This window comes from Chryseobacterium sp. NFX27 (assembly GCF_049887855.1).
In the GTDB taxonomy this organism is placed as follows: Bacteria; Bacteroidota; Bacteroidia; order Flavobacteriales; family Weeksellaceae; genus Chryseobacterium.
The window spans coordinates 93,564-116,588 of the sequence record NZ_JAGEKK010000003.1 but is presented as its reverse complement, the minus strand read 5'-3'; the positions used below and the strand labels follow the sequence as shown (position 1 = coordinate 116,588).

General features: G+C 39.7%; 14 protein-coding genes. All 14 read left to right on the top strand.

The window, feature by feature from the left end:
- Positions 1-5 precede the first annotated feature (5 nt).
- The 14 genes from J4Q03_RS04725 (at position 6) to J4Q03_RS04660 (ending at position 22,916) form a co-directional block, all read left to right on the top strand.
- Complete coding sequence (locus tag J4Q03_RS04725) at positions 6-1,955, top strand: RagB/SusD family nutrient uptake outer membrane protein (protein WP_426047056.1); 1,950 nt, start codon at positions 6-8, stop codon at positions 1,953-1,955.
- An 81-nt stretch (positions 1,956-2,036) separates the two neighbouring features.
- A complete protein-coding gene (gene uxuA, locus J4Q03_RS04720; RefSeq protein WP_426047055.1) occupies positions 2,037-3,209 on the top strand; it encodes a mannonate dehydratase in 1,173 nt (390 codons plus the stop codon).
- 58 nt (positions 3,210-3,267) lie between these two features.
- Complete coding sequence (locus J4Q03_RS04715; protein ID WP_426047054.1) at positions 3,268-4,083, top strand: SDR family oxidoreductase; 816 nt, start codon at positions 3,268-3,270, stop codon at positions 4,081-4,083.
- A 134-nt stretch (positions 4,084-4,217) separates the two neighbouring features.
- On the top strand, positions 4,218-4,583 hold the full coding sequence (locus J4Q03_RS04710) for a PfkB family carbohydrate kinase (RefSeq protein WP_426047053.1): 366 nt from the start codon (positions 4,218-4,220) through the stop codon (positions 4,581-4,583).
- The gene (locus J4Q03_RS04705) at positions 4,580-5,215 is read left to right on the top strand and encodes a bifunctional 4-hydroxy-2-oxoglutarate aldolase/2-dehydro-3-deoxy-phosphogluconate aldolase (protein ID WP_426047052.1); all 636 of its coding nucleotides are present in this window, start codon (positions 4,580-4,582) and stop codon (positions 5,213-5,215) included. The genes J4Q03_RS04710 and J4Q03_RS04705 overlap by 4 nt, the downstream gene beginning before the upstream one ends.
- On the top strand, positions 5,216-6,490 hold the full coding sequence (locus J4Q03_RS04700; protein WP_426047051.1) for an MFS transporter: 1,275 nt from the start codon (positions 5,216-5,218) through the stop codon (positions 6,488-6,490).
- Positions 6,491-6,549: 59 nt separating this feature from the next.
- Complete coding sequence (locus J4Q03_RS04695; protein WP_426047050.1) at positions 6,550-8,265, top strand: glycoside hydrolase family 43 protein; 1,716 nt, start codon at positions 6,550-6,552, stop codon at positions 8,263-8,265.
- A 298-nt stretch (positions 8,266-8,563) separates the two neighbouring features.
- Positions 8,564-10,183 (top strand): glycoside hydrolase family 43 protein, encoded by a 1,620-nt coding sequence (locus J4Q03_RS04690; protein WP_426047049.1) that lies wholly within the window; start codon positions 8,564-8,566, stop codon positions 10,181-10,183.
- A gap of 91 nt (positions 10,184-10,274) precedes the next feature.
- Entirely contained in the window at positions 10,275-11,168 is an 894-nt protein-coding gene (locus J4Q03_RS04685; RefSeq protein WP_426047048.1) for an alpha/beta hydrolase, read from the top strand.
- Positions 11,169-11,183: 15 nt separating this feature from the next.
- Complete coding sequence (locus J4Q03_RS04680) at positions 11,184-12,548, top strand: glycoside hydrolase family 43 protein (RefSeq protein ID WP_426047047.1); 1,365 nt, start codon at positions 11,184-11,186, stop codon at positions 12,546-12,548.
- 6 nt (positions 12,549-12,554) lie between these two features.
- Positions 12,555-14,498, top strand: coding sequence for a glycoside hydrolase family 97 catalytic domain-containing protein (locus J4Q03_RS04675; RefSeq protein ID WP_426047046.1), 1,944 nt, complete (start codon positions 12,555-12,557; stop codon positions 14,496-14,498).
- 177 nt (positions 14,499-14,675) lie between these two features.
- Positions 14,676-17,204 (top strand): glycosyl hydrolase 115 family protein, encoded by a 2,529-nt coding sequence (locus tag J4Q03_RS04670; RefSeq protein WP_426047045.1) that lies wholly within the window; start codon positions 14,676-14,678, stop codon positions 17,202-17,204.
- A 146-nt stretch (positions 17,205-17,350) separates the two neighbouring features.
- Positions 17,351-20,092: a T9SS type A sorting domain-containing protein gene (locus J4Q03_RS04665; protein WP_426047044.1), complete on the top strand. Its 2,742-nt coding sequence runs from the start codon at positions 17,351-17,353 to the stop codon at positions 20,090-20,092.
- 196 nt (positions 20,093-20,288) lie between these two features.
- Positions 20,289-22,916 carry a glycoside hydrolase family 3 C-terminal domain-containing protein gene (locus tag J4Q03_RS04660; RefSeq protein ID WP_426047043.1) on the top strand — a complete coding sequence of 876 codons (2,628 nt, stop codon included), beginning with the start codon at positions 20,289-20,291 and terminating at the stop codon, positions 22,914-22,916.
- The last annotated feature ends 109 nt before the right edge of the window (positions 22,917-23,025 follow it).

Below are 23,025 nucleotides of genomic sequence, written 5' to 3'. Positions count from 1 at the left end.
AAATCATGATCAATTTAAATAAAAAATTTATCGCTGCTCTATTTTTAGCATCATTAACATTCAGTACAGGATGTAGTGAGATATTGGATGAACAGCCAAGAGGCATATATACGCCGGAAGATTTTACAACAGAAAGAGGAATTACACAGGGGGTTACAGCACTGTACAGACAGATGAGAATGCTTTATGGGAACGGATACTTCTTGAACTCCACGATGACAGGTACTGATGAAGCAACCTGGGGTAAAGATGCAGATGGTAATTTTAAAGCAATGGATATGTCGAATAATGGGAATATTGACAGCTCAACCTTTCCGACAAGTATGGTGTGGGGATCTGTTTTTCCCGCCATCAATTCTGCAAATGGAGTTATACAAAACGGTCCTTTAATTAATGTGCCCGAATCACTGATTTCAGAAGCACGATTCTTCAGGTCCTTCTATTATTTTTTACTGGTTCAAACCTACGGTGGGGCCCCGCTTGATTTGGGTTCAGGAGAGCTGGCATTCAATATTTCCCCGAAAACAACTTCAGTAAGAAATACCGTTTCAGAAGTTTATACAAAAGCTATTTTCCCCGATTTAATTAAAGCTATTGATAACCTGCCTGCAAGTCCAAGAGTGACCGGCGGTGTTACCAAAAATGTTGCGAGATTATATCTTTCAAAAGCATATTTAACGTATGCCTGGTGGCTTCAAAACCCAAACAGTATTCCGACTTATCCCGAAACCGCAAGAACAGATCCTGATGGTCACAACGCACAGTGGTATTTCCAAAAAGCTTACGATATTGCATTAGACGGGATCAATAACCCAGGGCCTTATGCTTTACAGCCCACCTATTATAATCTGAATGTAGGGTCCAATGACCGTAATAAGGAGTGTATGCTTTATGCTGACCATACAGAAACCAGTGCTTATTATAATGAAGGTGTCATTCAGGCAAGCTACGGCGATGGCTGGTCTCCAAATAATTTTGCCGCCTGGATGATGACCTGGAATTATCCTAATATCAGAAGCAGTACTTCCAGTACATCCTGGTCTCCTGTAAGCTCTGTACAAAGAGCAGCAGTTCAGGATCTGGGACGCCCGTGGACCCGTATGGCTCCCACCATTGAAGTGATTAAAAATACATTTGCAGACAAAACAAATGACTCCAGATATGACGGGACATTCGTTACTACTTACCGTGGAAACTGGGATAAAGCTGGAATGACCCAGCCTACCCTGTACAACGCCAATAATCTTCCTGTACATCCTGGTGATGCCATCTTAACCTTCCTTAATGATGATTCTGTATCACCAACGTATTCCTCCAATGCTGGAAATAGTAATATCGGAGCAGGCACACTTCCGGGAAGAGCAGACTGGGTCGTTGCACCAAACGGTATCAGCAGAGTGGTATATCCGGGTATATGGAAAATCGGAACCTACCGTACAGATAACGGCAACGGTTTAGGATATCCAAATCCAAGTTTAACCCGCCCGTTTGTAGCCGCCAAATTTTCGGAATTTTATTTCCTGGCAGCTGAGGCAGCAGTTAAAGGAGCTTCCGGATCTGTTAGTGCCAGAGACCTTATTAACGTCATCAGAACCAGAGCCGGAAAGTGGGTGTGGAGTGTTAGTGGAAACGTTGCAAAAGTACAGGATAACAGTGCAGCAATGATAGCTGCTACCCCTAATACAATTACAATAGATTACATTCTGGCAGAAAGGTCCAGAGAGTATTATGGCGAGGGATACAGATGGTATGACCTTGTGCGTACGCAGAAGTGGGAAGAATATGCAGCAACTTATAAAATTGCAGGTACTGCTTATGGGGACCACAACCCTCAGACTGTAACCCGTACTATTCAGAAATTTCATTATCTGAGACCAATTCCGCGGGGACAGCTTGATGCCATGGAAGTGTCTGCAGATATCAAGGCCAAATATCAAAACCCCGGTTACAATTAATAGGCATATACATTCATGTTAACAGAAGCAAAGTAGATGTATCTGTTACATCTGCTTTGTTTTAATGAAAAATAAAAATTTATGGAAAAAACATGGCGTTGGTTTGGTAAAAATGACAAAATAAAATTAAATATGCTCCGCCAGATTGGAGTTGAAGGCATTGTTTCTGCGCTTCACGATATTCCTAACGGAGAAGTGTGGCCGTTGGACGCAATTAACGATTATAAAAATAATATAGAAAGTTTCGGTCTTCGCTGGTCTGTTGTAGAAAGCCTGGCCGTAAGTGAAGCCATAAAATATGGAGGGGAAAACAGAGATCAGTTAATAGAAAATTATATTCAGAGTCTTGAAAATCTGGGAAAAGCAGGCGTTACAACGGTTTGTTACAACTTCATGCCGGTCCTGGACTGGGCTCGTACAGATTTGTTTTATCAGTGGGAAGACGGCTCGTCATCACTATACTTTGATAAAGCTAAATTTGCTTATTTTGAAATTCATATTCTGCATCGAAAAGGTGCAGAAAACGACTATAATTCAGAGATTCTTCAAAAAGTAGAACAGCTAAAAAATACTTTAACGGAAGACGATAATAATGATTTGATAGACTCAATCATTGTAAAAACACAGGGGTTTGTTAACGGGAATATAAAGGAAGGAGATCAAAACCCGGTAGCCATTTTCAAAAGTTTATTGTCATTATATGATGGGATCGATAAAGATCAGCTCCGTCAGAATATGAAATATTTCCTGGAAAAAATAATGCCCGTCTGCGAAAAATGGAATATCCAGATGTGCGTGCATCCCGATGACCCGCCGTTTTCATTGTTAGGATTGCCCAGAATAGTGACCAACGAAGAAGATATCGACTGGCTCTTAAACGCTGTTGATAATCCTCACAACGGGCTTACATTCTGTACCGGTTCTCTAAGTGCCGGTCTCCAGAATGATGTTCCGAAACTTGCCCAAAAATATGCTCGCCGGACAAAATTTGTCCATTTAAGAAGTACCAATGTTTTTGAAAACGGCGATTTTATCGAAGCGCACCATTTGGGTGGAAGAGGAAAACTGATCGAAGTAATCAAAATCTTTGAGAAAGAGAATTCAGATTTGCCAATGCGTGTGGATCACGGCAGACTTTTGACTGATGATATTGATAAAGGCTATAATCCAGGATATTCATTTTTAGGAAGAATGCTTGCTTTAGGGCAAATTGAAGGAGTAATGGCAGCCGTACAAAACGAACTGTCAAATTAATAAAGAACAAGAGCCCAAAGGGTTCGATATCATTGATTAATCATCAATCATAAAAATTATGAACGACATATTCAGCATAAAAGATAAAGTAGCCGTCATTACAGGAGCTTCAGGGGTATTGGGCGGAAGTCTGGCTAAAAGTTTCAATGAAGCCGGAGCAAAAGTTGTTGCATTGGGAAGGAATCAGCAGACACTCGATACAAGAGTAAAAGAACTGACAGATTTAGGAGGCAACGCTTTCGCTGTAGAGGCCAACGTAATGAATATGGAAAGTCTTGAATCGGCTTCACAGAAAATCCTTGAAAAATACGGTAAAATTGATATTCTTCTCAACATTGCCGGCGGAAATATTCCTGCCGCGACATTAGCTCCCGACCAATCCTTTTTCGACCTCAAAATGGAAGCCTGGAATGAAGTAACCGATTTAAACATCAACGGAACGGTTTACCCAAGCTATGTCTTCGGAAAAGTGATGGCAGAACAGGGAAGCGGAAGTATCGTAAACATCTCCTCAATGGCAGCATATTCCGCCATTACAAGAGTAGCAGGATATTCGGCAGCCAAATCTGCAATTACCAATTTTACACAATGGCTGGCTTCCGATCTGGCTTTGAAATATGGGGATAAAATCCGGGTTAATGCTATCGCTCCGGGTTTTTTTATAGGAGATCAAAACCGTGCGATTTTATTAAATCCGGATGGTTCTTTAACCGAGAGAAGCCAAAAGGTAATTGCTAAAACCCCAATGCGACGCTTCGGAAATGCCGATGAGCTCAACGGAGCCGTCCAGTTCCTGTGTTCAGATGCCGCAAGCTTTATTACAGGTGCTTTACTGCCTGTTGATGGCGGTTTCAGCGCATTCAGCGGTGTTTAAGATGAATTGTTTTTTCTTCATATATAGTGGCAAGGCCTTAAATGATCTAACTGATTCAGTTAAGGTCTTGTTTTTAAATTTTTTATCTGAAAATTAATAAGCAGTGATTCCTGGATATTCCTGTTGAATACGAATTGAATGGAAATTCTGATGATAAAAACCTTTTAAAACAGGCAGAAAAATCAGCATCAGAAATTCAGAAAATATATCCCAATGTTGAAATAATAGCCAATACATTCCGCTTCACGAGTGGCGAAGAGGTTAATTACTTTGCGACTTTATTTACTGATGAAAAACTTTTGATTTCGCAACAGCACCAGTCAGATAAAATTGAGGAAAGAGTAGGAAGTGGTGACGCATTTATGGCCGCTTTGATTCACGGAACATTAAAAGGAAATCCTGCACAGCAAATTTTAGAAGATGCCACAAAAGTGGCTTTCAAAAAGCTTTTTATAAAAGGCGATACCATTAATGACCGCATTAATATTGAAAAATTATGAGTGTAATATTACAAAAAATAAAAGACCAGAAAATCGTTCCGCTGTTTTACAACGAATCTTTTGAGATCTCAAGAGAAGTCATAAAAGCTTTGTACGAAGGAGGAATTCGTGTGATAGAATACACTAATCGTGGAAGTCAGGCATTGGAAAACTTTACCAGGCTGAAAGAAATTTCTTCCACAGAATTTCCGGAACTTTTATTAGGAATAGGTACCGTGAAAAATGTAAAAGAGATGGATGATTATGCTGATTCAAAAGCAGATTTTATCATTACACCTGTCATTAGCGAAGAGCTTATCAAACATTCTGCCGTAAAAAATATCAGCTTGATTCCGGGCTGTTTTACTCCGTCTGATGTTAATATAGCTTTTCAGAATGGGTTTCGGTTAGTGAAGATTTTCCCGGCAGATGCCTTGGGTAAAAATTATATAAAATCCCTTCGACCCGTTTTTCCGGGAATGAATTGTATGCCGACCGGAGGAATCAATGCTGATTTTGATGATATTACAGAATGGCTTGGGGGTGGCGCTGTTGCAGTCGGATTAGGCAGTTCACTTATCAAAACAGATTTTTCAGCAAAGGAGCTGACAGAAAAAGTTCAGAATCTACTACAACAACTTAATCAAAACTAAATGCAGGCTCCTAAAAACCACAATATAAGATGGTTCATGCTGTCTTTGGTCTTTCTAGCTACCACCATCAATTATCTCGACCGTCAGGTCATGGGATTATTGAAACCTGTTCTTGAAAAAGAGTTCAGCTGGGACGAAAAAGACTACAGCTATATCGTGATGGCATTTACCACCACCTATGCTATCGGATATCTTGCGATGGGAAGATTTATCGACAGGGTAGGAACTAAAATCGGGTATGCCGTTTCGCTGATTGTCTGGAGCCTGGCTTCGATAGGACATGGTTTTGTCAAAAGCACAGTTGGATTTTTAATAGCAAGAAGTACACTCGGAATCAGCGAAGCAGGAAATTTTCCGGCAGCAATAAAATCGGTCGCAGAATGGTTTCCGAAAAAAGAAAGAGCGTTGGCAACGGGGATTTTCAACTCCGGGGCCACGGTTGGAGCTATTTTAGCACCGCTTCTTGTGCCGTTTATTCTGGGACATTACGGATGGCGGGAAACCTTCGTCTGGATTGGTGCCCTTGGGTTATTATGGATTATACTTTGGTGGAGATTCTATAAAATTCCGGAGAAAGCCAAAAATCTGAGCCAGGAAGAATTACAGTATATCAAAAGTGATCAGGACGGAAAAACACACGAACAGTCCAAAGTTCCATTATCAGAATTATTAAAATACAAAGTAACCTGGTCTTTTGCCATTGGAAAAATCCTTACAGACCCCATTTGGTATTTCTTTATGTTCTGGCTGCCCGCTTATTTTGCAGATGTTTTTAAAATGGATTTAACGAAACCTTCCATTCCGCTGATTATTATCTACAGCGGAACCACGATTGGCAGTATTGGTGGCGGTTATCTTTCCTCATTGTTAATTAAAAAAGGCTGGGCAATCGGAAGAGCAAGAAGCTTTACGATGCTGCTTTTTGCATTGATGGTCGTTCCGGTAATGTTCTCAAAATATGTAGACAATATGTGGATGATTACCATCATTATTGCTTTGGCAACGGCAGCGCATCAGGGTTGGGGAGCCAATCTGATGACAACAGTTGGAGATAGATTACCCAATAATTATGTAAGCTCTGTCATTGGATTTGGCGGAATGCTCGGTTCGGCAGCAGGAATTATTTTCCCACTTTTCATCGGAATTGTTTTGGATACCTTCAAAAAAGCAGGAAACATCAACGGAGGTTACAACATCATATTTTTTATTGCCGGTATTTCTTATGTTGCCGCCTGGGGAATTATCTGGCTGATCAACAGGAAAAAACCAGTTTAAAAGATCAAACTTCATTTTGAAACTTAATACATTAAAATTAAATAACTAAAAAATATACTATGAGACAGAGAATAATGAATCCGATATTTTTAAAAAACAAAAAAACGTTGATGGCTGCTGTTGCCTTATTAGCTTTTGGCAGCATTTCGGCACAGACTTTCTCAGATTTTTCCTACCGTGGAAATGATAAAATATACACAAACAATCCTTTGAAAGAAGACGAATTTTATTCTCCTATTCTTCAGGGATGCTATCCGGATCCGAGTATTACCAGAAAAGGAGAAGATTATTACCTGGTAAATTCTTCATTTTCAATGTTTCCCGGTGTTCCTATTTTTATATCCAAAGATTTGGTCAATTGGAAACAGGTGGGCCACGTTCTGGACAGACCTTCACAACTGAAAGTCGAGAAATCAGGTGTTTCACAGGGAATCTATGCTCCGGATATCAAATATAATAAGCATAATGATACTTTTTATATGATCACCACGCAGATTGCAAGTGGAATCGGGAATATGGTTGTGAAAACCAAAGATCCTGCAAAAGGCTGGAGTGAGGTTCAAAAGCTTAATTTTGACGGTATCGATCCTTCGATTTTCTTTGATGATGACGGTAAAGCCTATATAGTTCACAATGATGCGCCACCAAAAGGAACTGAGCTATACAATGGTCACCGTGTCATCAAAATGTGGGATTATGATTTGGAAAAAGACCAGGTAGTTGCAGGTTCAGATAAAATTATAGTGAATGGAGGTGTTGATCTTTCCCAAAAACCAATCTGGATAGAAGGTCCGCATGTATATAAAAAGAACGGAAAATATTTTCTGATGTGTGCAGAAGGAGGAACAGGAGGGAATCACAGCGAAGTTATTTTTATGTCAGATTTTCCGAAAGGTCCGTTTGTTCCAGCGAAAAATAATCCGATTTTGACGCAGCGATATTTTCCGAAAGACCGAAAAGATAAAGTGGATTGGGCGGGTCACGCCGACTTGGTGGAAACTCCTGATGGAAAATATTTCGGAGTATTTTTAGCCATTCGCCCCAACGAAAAAGGACGTGTGAATCATGGAAGAGAAACGTTCATCCTTCCCGTAGACTGGAGTGGAAAGTATCCTGTTTTCCAAAACGGTCTGGTTCCGATGAAGCCAAAATTAAAATTACCTGAAGGTGTGAAAAATCAAACCGGACAAAACGGATTTTTCCCAAACGGAAACTTTACATATTCCGACAAGCTGACCGATAAAAATCTGGATCACCGATGGATCGCGATGCGTGGACCGCGTGAAAATTTCATCAGTATTTCTAAAAATGGAGTAAAAGTCAATTCTTTTGAAACGAATATTAAAGCTCTCGCACCGGTTTCAGCACTATTTCACAGATTGCAGCATGAAGACTTTGAAACTTCTGTAACACTGGATTTCAAACCGAAATCCGAAAAAGAACTGGCAGGAATTACCTGCTACCAAAGCGAACGATTCAACTATGTATTCGGAATTACAAAAAAAGATAATGACTTTTACATTGTTTTGGAAAGAACCGAAAAAGGAGAATCAAAACTGATTGGCAGCGAAAAAATTTCACTTTCAAAATCGGTTAGATTACAGGTAGTTGGTGAGAAAGATGAATATCATTTTAATTACTCTCTGGATGGCAAAAACTTCAAAAATCTTGGAGGTCCGGTTTCCGGAGACATTCTTTCTACCGATGTTGCAGGTGGATTTACCGGAAGCTTGATTGGTTTGTACAGCACTTCGTCTAACGATATTAAACCTTAATTTTAAAAAAAATGATAATCCCACAGATTACACAGATTACACAGATTTTAATAACACAATCATCCGCCAAATCCGTAAAATCTGCGAGAGAAAAAATAAAAGAAATGATAATCCCACAGATTATACAGATTTAATAACACAATCATCTTCCAAATCCGTAAAATCCGCGAGAGAAAAATTTAAAGAATGATAATCCCACAGATTGCACAGATTGCACAGATTTAATAACACAATCATCTGCTAAATCCGTAAAATCTGCGGGAGAAAAATTAAGATAATCAATCAAAATATTAAAGTTTTGAAAATTAAAAAATCATTTTATATAGTTTCTTTTTACGGATTTATCGGGCTGAATCTCCTTTCGGCCCAGGTAAATCCTGTTCAGGAACAGCAGAAGACAGCATTTACAAACCCGATCATTTGGGCAGATGCACCGGACTTATCGGTTACCAGAAACGGCGATGATTTTTATCTCATCAGTACCACCATGCACTTAATGCCGGGAGCTCCGGTAATGCATTCGAAAGATCTGGTACATTGGGAAATGGCAAGCTACGTCTTCAATACATTGAATGATAATTCCAAATATGATTTGATCGAGGGAACGGTTTACGGCCGCGGACAATGGGCATCTTCCATCCGCTATCACAAAGGAAAATATTACGTGTTGTTTTCTCCCAATGATGAGCCTTTCAAATCCTATTTTTATGTAACGGACAATCCTGAAAAAGGTAACTGGAAACTGATGACCAGAGCCAGACATTTTCACGATGCTTCTTTGTTTTTTGATGATGACGACAGGGTCTATGTTTTCACATCCAATAAAGTTTTTGAATTAAGTCCTGATTTTAAACAAATCATTGGAAATCCTGAAGGAACGGTAGCTTTTCAGAAAGATTCTTCGGAAACCGGGCTTCTGGAAGGCAATCAGATTATTAAAAGAAATGGGAAATATTATATGATGATGATTTCCTGGCCTAAAGGTGGAAAACGCCGCCAGGTAGTTTACAGAGCCGACAAAGTAACTGGGCCTTATGAGAAAAAAGTCATTCTTGAAGACAATTTTCTTGGGTTCTCTTACGCCGGTCAGGGTGCTTTGATCGATGATAAAAACGCTAACTGGTATTCGCTTATTTTTCAGGATAGAGGCGGAGTGGGGCGCGTTCCGCTTTTGATTCCGGTACAATGGGAAAACAACTGGCCGGTTTTGGGTGATAACGGGAAAGTCCCTTTGAATGGTGAAGTTCCGCTTCCTCTGTTTAAACCGAAAAATAGTATCGTAGAAAGTGACGAATTTTCAGATAAAAAATTGAAAATCCAGTGGCAGTGGAACCATAATCCTGTAAACGAAGCCTGGTCATTATCTGAAAGAAAAGGTTTTATGAGGCTAAAAACGAGTCGCTTGGTGGACAACCTTTACGCTGCTCCGAATACGTTGACGCAAAGAATGACCGGATCGAAATCCAGTGCTGTTGTTGCTGTAGATATAAAAAGAATGAAAGATGGTGATGTTGCTGGTTTCAGTGCATTTAATGGGGATTCCGGGTTGATTTCAGTAATAAAAGAAGGCAATCAAAAATTTATTACTTTTTCTGCCAATGAAGTCAGCCTTGATCATAAAACAAAAGCAATTTTAAGTGTTAAAAAGGAAGAAAAGAAGCGTATTCTGTTAACTTCAGACATAATTTATCTTCGTATTGAAGCTGATTTTAATCTTGGAAAAGATCTCGCCGATTTCTCGTACAGCACCGATCAAAAAAACTGGACGGTTATGGAAAAAGGATATAAGATGATTTTCGATTACAGGAGGTTATTTATGGGATCTAAATTCGCGGTTTTTAATTATGCCACAAAAAGTACAGGAGGTTTTGTTGATGTTGACTTTTTCAGAATAACAGATTCCTCAATCATAAAATAAAATACGATTAAGACATAAAATGATGAAATAATTACTGACCGTTATTTTTTTATCTAAATTAATAAGTGTTAAAAATACAAATAAAAAGTTTATGAATAAATCAGTTGTATTAGCTTTAGGTTTTATCTTGTCAGGAATGTTCATTTCTGCACAAAACTTTGATAAACAGGCACCGCAGGGTTTTGACATTGAAAGGAAAGAAATTTCCCACGGGAAAATTGATACCGTCACCTATGAATCAAAAACGGTAGGAACTCAAAGAAAAGCTTTGATTTATACACCTCCGGGTTATAAAAAAGGCAATAAATATCCTGTTTTATATTTGCTTCACGGCATTGGCGGAGATGAAAAAGAGTGGTTTAAAAACGGAACACCTCAGATTATTCTCGACAATTTGTATGCTCAGGGGAAACTGATACCGATGATTGTTGTTTTGCCTAATGGCAGAGCGATGAAGGACGACAGAGCGACCGGTGATATTATGGCAAAAGACAAAGTAGAAGCTTTTGCAGCCTTTGAAAAAGATTTGCTGAACGATCTTATTCCTTTCATCGAAAAAAAATATCCTGTTAAAAAAGACAGAGAAAACCGTGCGATTGCCGGACTCTCAATGGGTGGCGGACAAGCCCTGAATTTTGGTTTAGGAAATATCGACAAATTTGCCTGGGTGGGAGGCTTTTCATCTGCTCCCAATACCAAAGAACCTCAAAAATTACTCCCAGATCCTGCCAAAGCTAAAGAATTAAAGCTGCTTTGGATTTCCTGCGGTGATCAGGACAGACTGATGCCTTTCAGCAAAAGGACAAGTGACTATCTCACGGAAAATAATATTCCTCACATTTTTTATGTAGAACCGGGCGGCCACGACTTCAAAGTCTGGAAAAACGATTTGTATATTTTTTCGCAGTTGCTGTTTAAGCCTATTGAGAAAAGTAAATTCTCTGAGTTTACCGTGGGAAATCATGGAGAATCAGTAAAGCATTAATCTAAAATCAAAGTCATGAAGGAAAAGGTTTTAAACACTCTGAATATCGGATTACTTTTAACAGGATTATCGTTCTCTGCCCAGAATCCTATCGTTCAGACCGCATATACCGCAGATCCTGCCCCGATGGTTTACAACGATCGATTATATGTTTATACAACACACGACGAAGACGATTCTACATGGTTTACCATGAACAACTGGAAGGTGTTTTCCACCAATGATATGGTCAATTGGACAGACCACGGCGTGATTCTTTCCTACAACGATTTCGATTGGGCAAAACGCGATGCCTGGGCAGCACAGTGTATCGAAAGAAATGGGAAATTTTTCATGTATGTGCCGATGATTTCCAAAACCAATAATAAAGGCGCCATTGGAGTAGCGGTTGCTGACAGCCCGTTCGGACCATTCCACGATCCGCTAGGAAAGCCGTTGGTTCAGAGTGAATGGGGCGATATCGACCCCACAGTGTTTATTGATGATGATGGTCAGGCGCATATGTACTGGGGAAATCCGAAGCTTAAATATGTGAAGCTGCATGAAAATATGATTTCTTATTCCGGCAATATTGTTGAGGTTCCGATGACTGAAGAAGCTTTCGGCAAAAGAGAAGGAAATCCCGAAAGACCAACCAAATATGAAGAAGGTCCGTGGCTGTACAAACGCAAAAATTTATATTATCTGTTCTGGCCGGGCGGTCCGCTTCCCGAATTTATCGGCTATTCGACAAGCAAAAGTGCACAGGGTCCGTGGAAATACGGCGGAATTATAATGCCTGCCGAAGGAAAATCTTTTACCAATCACCCCGGAGTTATTGATTTCAGGGGAAAAACCTACTTTTTCTATCACAACGGCGCATTGCCGGGAGGAAGCGGATTTACAAGATCGGTAAGTGTTCAGGAGCTTAATTTTAATAAAGACGGTTCCATTTCACCTTTTAAAATGACCAATGGCATTATGAAAGCCATTGAAACTGTTAATCCTTATGCATTCAATCAGGCAGAAATGATAGCCTGGTCGGAAAATATAAAATCGTATCAAAATAAAACGGCGGGAGTTTTCATCAAAGCAAAGAAAAACGGTGCTTACTCAAGTGTGAAAAATGTTGATTTCGGAAAAGATGGCGCAACAAATTTTTCTGCAAGACTAGGGACTACACACAACAGCGGTGTCACCATGGATGTTCGTTTAGATAATCTGGACGGTCCAATTATAGGAACTGTAAAAGTTCCCCTGACCGGTGGCGACGATCGTTTTGAAACGGTTACAGTTAACGTATCCAACAAAGTTACAGGCCTTCACAATCTTTATTTCGTCTTCAATGGTAAAGCGGAAAAAGATATCATGTTTTTTGATTATTGGATGTTTTCAAAATAATTTAAAATGAAAAAAATAGCACTCGTATTTCTATTATTCATAAGCTTCTTTCTTTTATCTGAAGTTAAAGCGCAGGTTGCCGAAGTTTCCAGTCCGGACGGTAAGCTGAAGCTGAATGTATTTTCAGAAGAAGGAAAAGCAATGTACTCTGTAAGTTTTCAGGGAAAAACAATGCTCGACAAATCTCCGTTGGGACTGATTACCAATGAATCGGATTTTTCTAAGAATTTAAAATTCATCAACAGTAAAAAGGATTTAATTTCCAAAAAGTACAGCAACAAAAAAATAAAAAAATCTGACATTGAGTACAAAGCGAATACGTTGACTGTCAATTTCATGAATGCAGATCAGTTCAATATCGGAATTGAGTTTCAGGTTAGCGATAACAATATTGCCTTCCGATATGACATTCCGCCCATGAAAGACCGTTTCAGTGCTGTTGTACAATCGGAAGTTACCGGATACAGGTTTGCATCGCAAACCACAACATTCCTCTCGCCGATGATGAAGCCGATGACTGGTTTTGCCCGAACAGCACCAAGCTACGAAAGCGGTTATAAAGCCGATGCGGAATTGGGAACGAAAGCCGATTATGGTTACGTTTTCCCCGGACTTTTCCATATCGGAAACGAGGGCTGGGTTTTACTTTCGGAGACAGGCGTGAACAGTTTGTACTGTGCTTCTCATCTTGAAACCACTTCAGATAAAAATCTTTACCGAGTTGCTTATCCGGATATGGCAGAAAACAACGGTTTCGGAAGTTCAGGCGCGGCAATTTCCCTGCCGGGAAAAACACCGTGGAGGACGATTACGATTGGAGATTCGCTGAAGCCTATTGTGGAAACTACCATTCCTTTTGATGTGGTAGAACCGCTTTACGAGCCTTCACAGAACTATCAGTTCGGACGTTCTACCTGGAGCTGGATTCTATGGCAGGATAACAGTATGAACTACGATGACCAGGCTAAATTTATTGATTTGGCATCAAAACTCGGTTATGAATTCATTTTAATTGATGCGCTTTGGGATAAAAATATTGGGAAAGACAGAATGAAAGAACTCATTCAGTATGCGAAATCTAAAAATGTTGGGGTAATGCTTTGGTACAATTCCAACGGAGCCGCCAATGATGCACCGATGGGACCGAGAAACAAAATGAGTACTTCTGTCGAACGCAAAAAAGAAATGAAATGGCTGAAAGAATCCGGTGTAAAAGGCCTGAAAGTCGATTTCTTCGGAGGCGACAAGCAGGAAACCATGCGTCTGTACGAAGATATTTTATCTGATGCCAACGATTTTGGTTTGACGATTATTTTCCACGGGGGCACTTTACCGAGAGGTTGGGAAGTGATGTACCCGAATTATGCAGGAAGTGAAGCCGTTTTAGCCTCGGAAATGCTTTATTTTTCAGAAGATGTCCGCAAGCAGGAAGCGTTTTTTGCCACCCTGCATCCGTTTATCAGAAATACGGTCGGAAGTATGGAATTTGGCGGAACTTTTCTCAATAAATTTTTAACCAAATCCAATAAAGAAAAAAACAAAAGATTGACAACCGACGGATTTCAGTTAGCCACAGCCGTTCTTTTTCAGAATCCCATTCAGATGTTTGCGGTAATGCCAAATAACCTGACAGATGTTCCAAAATTCCAGCTTGATTTTATGAAAGATATTCCGACGCTTTGGGATGAGACGGTTTTCATCGACGGCTACCCGGGAAAATATTCGGTCATTGCGAGAAGACATCAGGATCAATGGTACGTGGCAGGAGTGAATGCAGAAAAAACTGTGAAAAAGCTTACCCTACATCTCCCGATGCTGGCAGGTAAAACTGTAGAATTCATCAATGATGATCAATCTGGAATCACATTTACAAAACAGGTTTCCATCAATAAAAATGGATCGTACCAGATTGAAATTCAGTCCAATGGTGGGTTTGTATTGAAGAAGTAATGCCGGAATAATTGGGGCAGCTTTATCCGTCTTCCACTCCCGCTTTTTTGCTCGTCGTTCCTCCTCACAAAAAGAGCTCCGTTCAAGCCGGGCTGCGTGCAATTCGCAACCGATAAATGTTAAACTAAACCTTATAGGTTTTCAAAACCTATAAGGTTTCAATAAAATATAAAGATTATGAACAGATTACCGATACTATTTCTCTTTGTACTTCTGTTTGGTGCTTGTTTAAATGTACAGGCAACAGAACCATTTATCACAACGAAAAAAAACAATGATGCCATTCTACTGAAAGACAAATCAGTGAAGATTTCATTATTTACAAACAATAATATTGATGCCGGAATATTAAGAGCGGTCAAAAACCTGCAGTCCGATTTTAAGAAAGTAACCGGTGAACAGCCGAATATGCTGAACCGGATTTCCGGAATCAATTCTCCTTTAATTATCATCGGAACCGTCGGAACAAAATCGGTGATTGACGATTTAATCAAACAGAAAAAGATCGATGGGAAATCATTAAACGGAAAAACAGAAAAGTACATCATCCAGAATGTAAGTAATCCGTTTCCGGGTGTTTCGGAAGCCATTGTGATAGCAGGTAGTGACAAGAGAGGAACCATTTACGGAATTTACGAAGTGTCGCAGCAGATTGGCGTTTCGCCCTGGAATTACTGGGCAGATGTTCCGGTTGAAACGAAAGAAAATTTATATTTCAAAAAAGGAATTTATACCGATGGAGAGCCTGCTGTAGAATACCGCGGAATTTTCCTGAATGACGAAGAACCTTCACTCGGAGGCTGGGCAAGAACCACTTTTGGTGGGATTAATTCTAAATTTTATGAAAAGGTTTTTGAACTGATCCTTCGTCTGAAAGGCAATTATCTGTGGCCTGCCATGTGGGGAAAAGCATTTTATGACGATGATGCTTTGAGCGGACCTTTAGCCAACGAAATGGGAATCGTAATGGGAACTTCACATCACGAGCCGATGGCTCAGGCGCAAACCGACTGGCACCGGTATATCAAAAGAAATAACCTTCCGAATGTCTGGGATTATTCTAAAAATGCAAAAGTATTGCAGGAATTCTGGAAAGCAGGAATGGTAAGAAGTAAAAACTGGGAAAAACTGGTCACAGTGGGAATGCGTGGCGATGGCGACGAAGCGATGGGAGAGGGAACCAACATTTCTCTACTCGAAAATATCGTAAAAGACCAACGCAAAATCATTGCTGAGGTAACCGGTAAAAAAGCGGACAAAACGCCTCAGGTCTGGGCATTATACAAAGAAGTCCAGGACTATTACGATAAAGGAATGAGAGTTCCGGATGATGTAATTCTATTGTTTTGTGATGACAACTGGGGTAATGTGAGAAAGCTTCCGGATCTTTCAAAACCCTTCCATAAAGGCGGGTACGGAATGTATTATCACTTTGATTATGTAGGCGGGCCGAGAAATTCCAAATGGATCAATATCAGCCCGATTCAAAGGGTTTGGGAACAGATGAATCTTTCGTACGAGCATAAAGTTGATAAAGTTTGGGTAGTCAACGTGGGTGATTTAAAACCGATGGAATTCCCGATCAGTTTTTTCCTTGAAATGGCCTGGAATCCGAAACAGTTTAACTCAAAAAACCTTCTGGAATATACCAAAAAATGGGTTGCACAGCAGTTTGGAGAAAAATATTCAAAGGAAATTGCCAGAATGATTAACCTGTATGCCAAATACAACCGACGGGTGACGCCTGAAACGCTTGACAGCAAAACATTCAGCCTTGAAAATTATAATGAATTTGAAACGGTGCTGAACGATTACAGAGCATTGGCAGTAGATGCGTTACGTCTGAAAGACCGGATTCCTGCACAATATCAGGATGCCTATTATCAGTTGGTTCTTTATCCGATCGATGCGTGCAGTAATTTATATGAAATGTATTACGCTGTTGCCAAAAACAAAGAACTGGCTGCTAAAAATGATATTCACGCCAATTACTATGCAGATAAAGTAAAAGAATGTTTTGAAAGAAATGCCTATCTCGACCACAAATACAACAATGAAATTGCCGACGGAAAATGGACACATATGATGGATCAGATGAAAATAGGATACAAAAGCTGGGCAGACGGAAAAGAAAATGTAATGCCTGAAGTGACTTATATTTCCGGGGCCGATGTAGCGAAAGATAAAGCATTTGCAGAAAAAAACGGCTGTGTTTCTATTGAAGCGGAAAATTTTGCAAGAATGGGTAATTCAGACAGGATTCATTGGGAAATTATTCCAGATTTCGGGAAGACAAAATCCGGGATAACTACTTTTCCACAAAACGCCTATCCAAAATCCGATGAAAACATTTACCTGGAATATGATATTGATTTTGAATCTAAAGGGAATTTTGAAGTTCAGCTCCTGTTGGCACCGACTTTAAATTTCAATCATAATAAAGGATTACGCTATGAAATTTCATTTGACGGAGGAAAACCGGAGACCGTCAATTTCAACGGACACTACCGTGGAGAATTGGGGAAATGGCAGTCGGAACACATCATTAAATCAGTGACAACACATCAGATTTCACAACCTGGCAAACATACATTGAGATTCAGGGTGCTGGAACCGGGAATTGTTTTAGAGAAAATACTGATTGATACGGGAGGCCTTAAGCCAAGTTACCTGGGAGCTCCTCAAAGTGATTATTCAGGAAAATAAATGAAGAGGGTAATTGTTGAAAATTGATGACTGTGAATCTAATGAAGGGATAATTTTCAGAAAATGAAGCTGAAATATTAATTAACGATCATCCTAAATCTATTCATTAGACCCATTTAATATCACAAATTAAACAACTTATTACTATGAAAAAAATCTTCAAATTAATACTTGTAATGATTACAGGTATTGCAGTTTCAGGACAGCTGAATGCACAAAATCTGCAGGCGAAAGTAAAGATAGACAAGAGTATTGCTTACCAAAAAATAACGGGCTTCGGCGGATTTGTCTGCAGTCCGCAGTTTGGGTACAACCACATGACGACCACAGAAATCCAGAAACTTTGGGGTGCAGGCAGTGAAGGAGGGTATAATATCATGCGTCTTTATATTCCCGAACAAAGCAGCAACTGGAGCGCGGCCCTTGCGACAGCCCAACTGGCAAAATCTATGGGACTTACCATATTCGCCAGCCCATGGACGATGCCTGCAGACTGGAAAACCAACAACCACGTGAACGCAGTATATACCGATCCAAATGGTGTACAGCAAATCGGTTATCTTAAGCCGGAAAAATATCAGGATTATGCCCTGTATCTCAACAGTTTTGTAACCTATTTGCAAAATAACGGTGTTGCACTGGATTACATATCTATACAAAATGAGCCCGACGAAATGGCTCAGTATCAGGGCTGTATATGGACGCCTGCCCAAATTGCAACCTTTGTTAAAAACTACGGACAACTTATCAACTGTAAGGTCATTGCGCCGGAAAGTGTTGGGTTTACCGATAATTTTGCCAATGCCTTCTTAGATCCTTTGGTAATGGCAAATTTTGAGGTGTACGGAGGCCATCAGTATGGTTCTATGCAGTCTGTTTATAAGCAGTTTCAGAATCATAACAAAGAAATATGGCAGACGGAATATCTGATCAACTGGAACTCATCAAGCAGCTCGGCTCCAAGAGATTTTTTATGGAATACCGATGGCTTCACGTTCGCAAGAAGCGTCAATAATGCGCTATTAGGAAACATAAATGCATGGATTCATTATGCCTCAAAAAGATATTACGGACTGATGGGAGACGGCTCATACGGAACCGTTGCCGGGGAAATGACCAAAAGAGGATATATCTTATCCCAATATGCCAAAAATACCACAGGAAAAACCAGAATTGATGCAAAATGGGAGACCTCAAGCGGTACGTTGGAAGGTTCGTCTTATATTTCGCTGGACGGCAACCAAATCACCCTTGTCGTTATCAATTCTTCGTCCAGCACGTATGATCTTAAAGTTGATTTGCCGTTCTTTACAACTTCAGGAGTAAAGACTACTACGTCGCAATCCCTGAATATGGCTTCATCACCTTTCTCTTTCAGTACGGCGAGTTTCCGTCCGACAGTTCAGGTGGCTCCTTCCAGTGTAATGACTTTTGTTTTTAATAAAAGTGGTGACAGACCGATATCATTAATGACAGGCGGTGATGTTCATTATAATAAAATTGAAACTCAGATCCCGACCAATTCAGCGTTTGGGACAAATTATCAGCTGAGTGGAAAAACGGTTACGTTCTATAATTCCACTCCATTGATAAGCTCAAACACAGACGCCAACAGCGGATATTTAAATCTTGACGACCGTTATAATAAGTTAATTTTTAATGTGTTAAGCTATACAACTAGCAACTTACCGACTTCTTCCAATACGACATTATATTATGTTGATGCCAACGGAACGGTAAGAAATCATAATTATGGCAGTGTAGCATTTCCTGCACCGGGTTCCGGAAGTTTCAATTTGGTATTTGATATTTCCAGAACAGTTCTTCCGTATGGCTGCAAAGGAATTATCGGGCTTCGAAGCGGAAATTACAGCTCCATTCTTACCCTCACGTTGGGTGATGTTTATTTCAATATAGGCAATGAAAGAGCGTCAAAATTTGCGGCGGCTTACTCGCTTACCGACAGTAATCTTATGGATGCTCTTGAAAATGAATATTATACATCCGTAGATTTCAAAGATGTTACAGGAAACACATCGGCAGATACCTGGATTAATGCTTCTGCCAATCGTAACAGTATTTTTTATGTGAACGGAAGTGTCAGCAACAGTAATGTCAATGTTATTTCTGGTAGTTCTTGTCAGAATCTTAGTCTTTCTGATTTAGGTAAAGATTTTCAGGTACCTTTTAATTTCATGGCAAGTTCCGCAACCTATACAAGAACTTTCAATGGCTACGGGATCGTTCTTTTACCTTTTCAGTCAGCCATTCCTTCGGGAACTACGGCATATACAATGCAGCCAAATTCAGGAAGTGTGATTTGTACTCAGATTTCCAATGGGGTTATTCCTGCCAATATTCCTGTGCTAATCAATGCTACAGGAAGTAAAACATTCACAGGATCAGGGACTGTATCTACACCGAAAGCCATTACGGCCAATCAGATCAACGGGGTTTATCAGTCTATAAAAGTAGGTGCAGGAGGATATGTATTGAAAACAGAAAACGGGGTTACAGGATTTTATAAAGTAATAACGGGTAATGAACCGGTAATCAGTTCGTTTCAGGGATATCTTACTGAAAACAATACATATACGAATAACTTTCTTCCATTGAGCTTTGCTACACTTAAAGTAAGCAATGTAACAGAAGTGAAAAATGATCTTGTCTTATATCCAAATCCCGCTAAAGATGAAATTTTTATTGATTGGAAGTCTTCTGACGCAGTTTATTCAATTATTGATGCAAAAGGAAGTACAACTTCTTCTAACGTAAAAATGACCAGAGGTAAAAACAGGATTGATATCTCAAAACTTCCGGCAGGGCTATATTTTATAGAAATTTCCAGTTCCGAAGAAAGCGTCAAAACTAAATTTATAAAACAGTAATCTTGATCAAATCTAACTAGAATATGCTTTTTAATAAAGTTACCGGTTCATTCCGGTAGCTTTATTTCCGTAATTAAGTGTAATATATACATTTATTATAAATAGAATCTTATATTTGTATTTGTTGCATTGCAAAGCAATATTCAGTGGTAATATTTAATGTGTTTCAATAAAAAAATGCTTTAAAATCAATCATATGAACAAAATTTTATTAACCATATCAATAATAGTTTATACTTTTAGTTTTGCCCAGAACTATAAATATCCGTTTCAGAATCCCAATCTTCCGGTTGAACAAAGAATTGAAAATCTTCTGGTATTGTTAACAGTTGATGAGAAAATCGGAATGATGATGGATAATTCTAAAGCTGTACCCAGACTGGAAATCCCTGCTTACGGCTGGTGGAATGAAGCACTTCACGGTGTTGCAAGGGCAGGAACGGCTACCGTTTTTCCTCAGGCGATCGGATTGGCGGCAACCTGGGACGTTCCGGAACATCTTAAAACTTATGAAATGATTTCTGACGAAGCCCGGGCGAAATACAATAAATCTTTTGATGAAGCCAGTAAAACCGGACGTTATGAAGGTCTTACATTCTGGACTCCAAACATCAATATTTTCAGAGATCCAAGATGGGGAAGAGGTCAGGAAACGTATGGTGAAGATCCTTATTTAACCTCTGTTTTGGGTGTTGCTGCTGTAAAAGGCCTGCAGGGAAATGATCCCAAATATTTTAAAACTCACGCCTGTGCCAAGCATTTTGCCGTTCACAGCGGTCCGGAATGGAACCGGCATTCCTACAACGCTGAAATCTCCAAAAGAGATCTGTATGAAACCTATCTTCCGGCTTTCAAAGCACTGGTGTTAGAAGGTAATGTGAGAGAAGTGATGTGCGCTTACAATGCATTCGACGGTCAGCCTTGCTGTGCGAACAATACGTTGCTTAATGAAATTCTTCGCGGCAAATGGAAGTACGATGGTATGGTGGTTTCAGACTGTTGGGCTTTGGCAGATTTCTATCAGGAAAAATACCACGGAACACATCCCGACGAAAAAACTACCGCTGCAGATGCTTTAAAACATTCAACAGATCTGGAATGCGGTGATACGTACAATAATCTTAATAAATCCCTGGCAAGCGGATTGATTACAGAAAAAGACCTCGACATTTCGATGCGCAGAATCCTGAAAGGCTGGTTTGAACTGGGAATGCTTGATCCCAAATCTGCGGTTCACTGGAACAATATTCCTTATTCTACAGTAGATTCTAAAGAACATAAAGAACAGGCATTAAAAATGGCTCAAAGGTCTATTGTACTGATGAAAAATGAAAGAAATGTCCTTCCTTTAGATAAGAATATTAAAAAAATTGCTGTTGTTGGCCCCAATGCCGATGACGGAATCATGCAGCTGGGAAATTATAACGGAACACCTTCTTCAACGGTCACGGTTTTGGACGGAATTAAAACCAAATTTCCAAATGCTGAAATTATTTACGAAAAAGGAAGCGAGGTGGCTGATCCGTCATCAAGAACATCCCTTTACCAGAATTTTGTAAGTCAGAAAAATGGTGAAAAAGGAATGAAGGTTGAGTTTTTTAATAATAATGAATTCAAAGAAAAACCGGTTAATACTTCAGTCAATAAAACAGGAATTACCTACAACAGTTTTGGCGGAACCCAGCTTGCACCGGGAGTTGCCCGGGAAAATACTTCGGCAAGAATATCAGGTGTTTTTAAAAGCAGCTATTCCGGTGAAGTGATATTTTCTGCTTCAACATCAGATATTTACACGCTTTTGATCGACGGAAAAGAAATTGCCACAAGAAAAGGTCCTGACGCCAGACATCCTTCGGAATTTCCTGTGAAAATGGAGAAAGGAAAAGAATATTGGGTAGAACTTCGACACAGCCAGAAAGGAAAATATGTAAGCATTGGCTTTGAAGTATACCGAAAAGATCCGGTGAATTTCAATTCAGTAAAAGAAAAAGTAAAAGATGCTGAGGTGATTGTTTTTGTCGGCGGACTTTCCCCAAGTCTTGAAGGAGAAGAAATGCTGGTGAATGCAGAAGGTTTTAAAGGTGGCGATAAAACATCCATAGAACTTCCGAAAGTTCAGCGTCAATTGCTGGCTGAGCTGAAAAAAACAGGAAAACCCGTTGTATTCGTACTGTGCACAGGAAGTGCGCTTGGTTTACAACAGGATGAAAAAAATTATGATGCTTTGCTGAATGCCTGGTACGGCGGACAATCCAGTGGAACTGCCGTTGCCGACGTTCTGGCGGGAGATTATAATCCTTCCGGAAAATTACCGGTTACTTTTTACAAGAATCTCGAGCAGTTGGATAATGCACTCTCGACAACGAGCAAGCATCAGGGTTTTGAGAATTATGATATGAAAGGAAGAACCTACCGCTATATGACCGAAGATCCGTTATATGCATTTGGCCACGGTTTGAGCTACTCAAAATTCACTTTTGGTAATGCTAAATTGAGCAAAAACAGCATCAGTTCTAATGAAAACGTTACGATAACCATTCCGGTCACCAATACTTCAGCAAGAAACGGTGAAGAAGTGGTGCAGGTGTATGTGAGAAGGAATAATGATCCTTTAGTACCCGTAAAAACATTGCGAGCTTTTGAAAAAGTTTTGATTAAAGCAAAAGAAACAAAAAATATCCAATTGACTGTTTCAGAAGATTCATTCAAATTTTATGACGAAAAAGCGGATGATTTAATTTCAAAATCTGGTGATTATACCATTTTTTACGGCGGAACTTCAAAAAGCTCAGATTTAAAAAGTATTCAGTTGAAAGTTAAATAAGTTATTCTCAATGTAGGAAACCTTATAGGTTTTAAAAACCTATAAGGTTTATCAAACAGAATGATACCATTCAATTCAAAAGTCCACTATCAGACACGTCACACTGAAC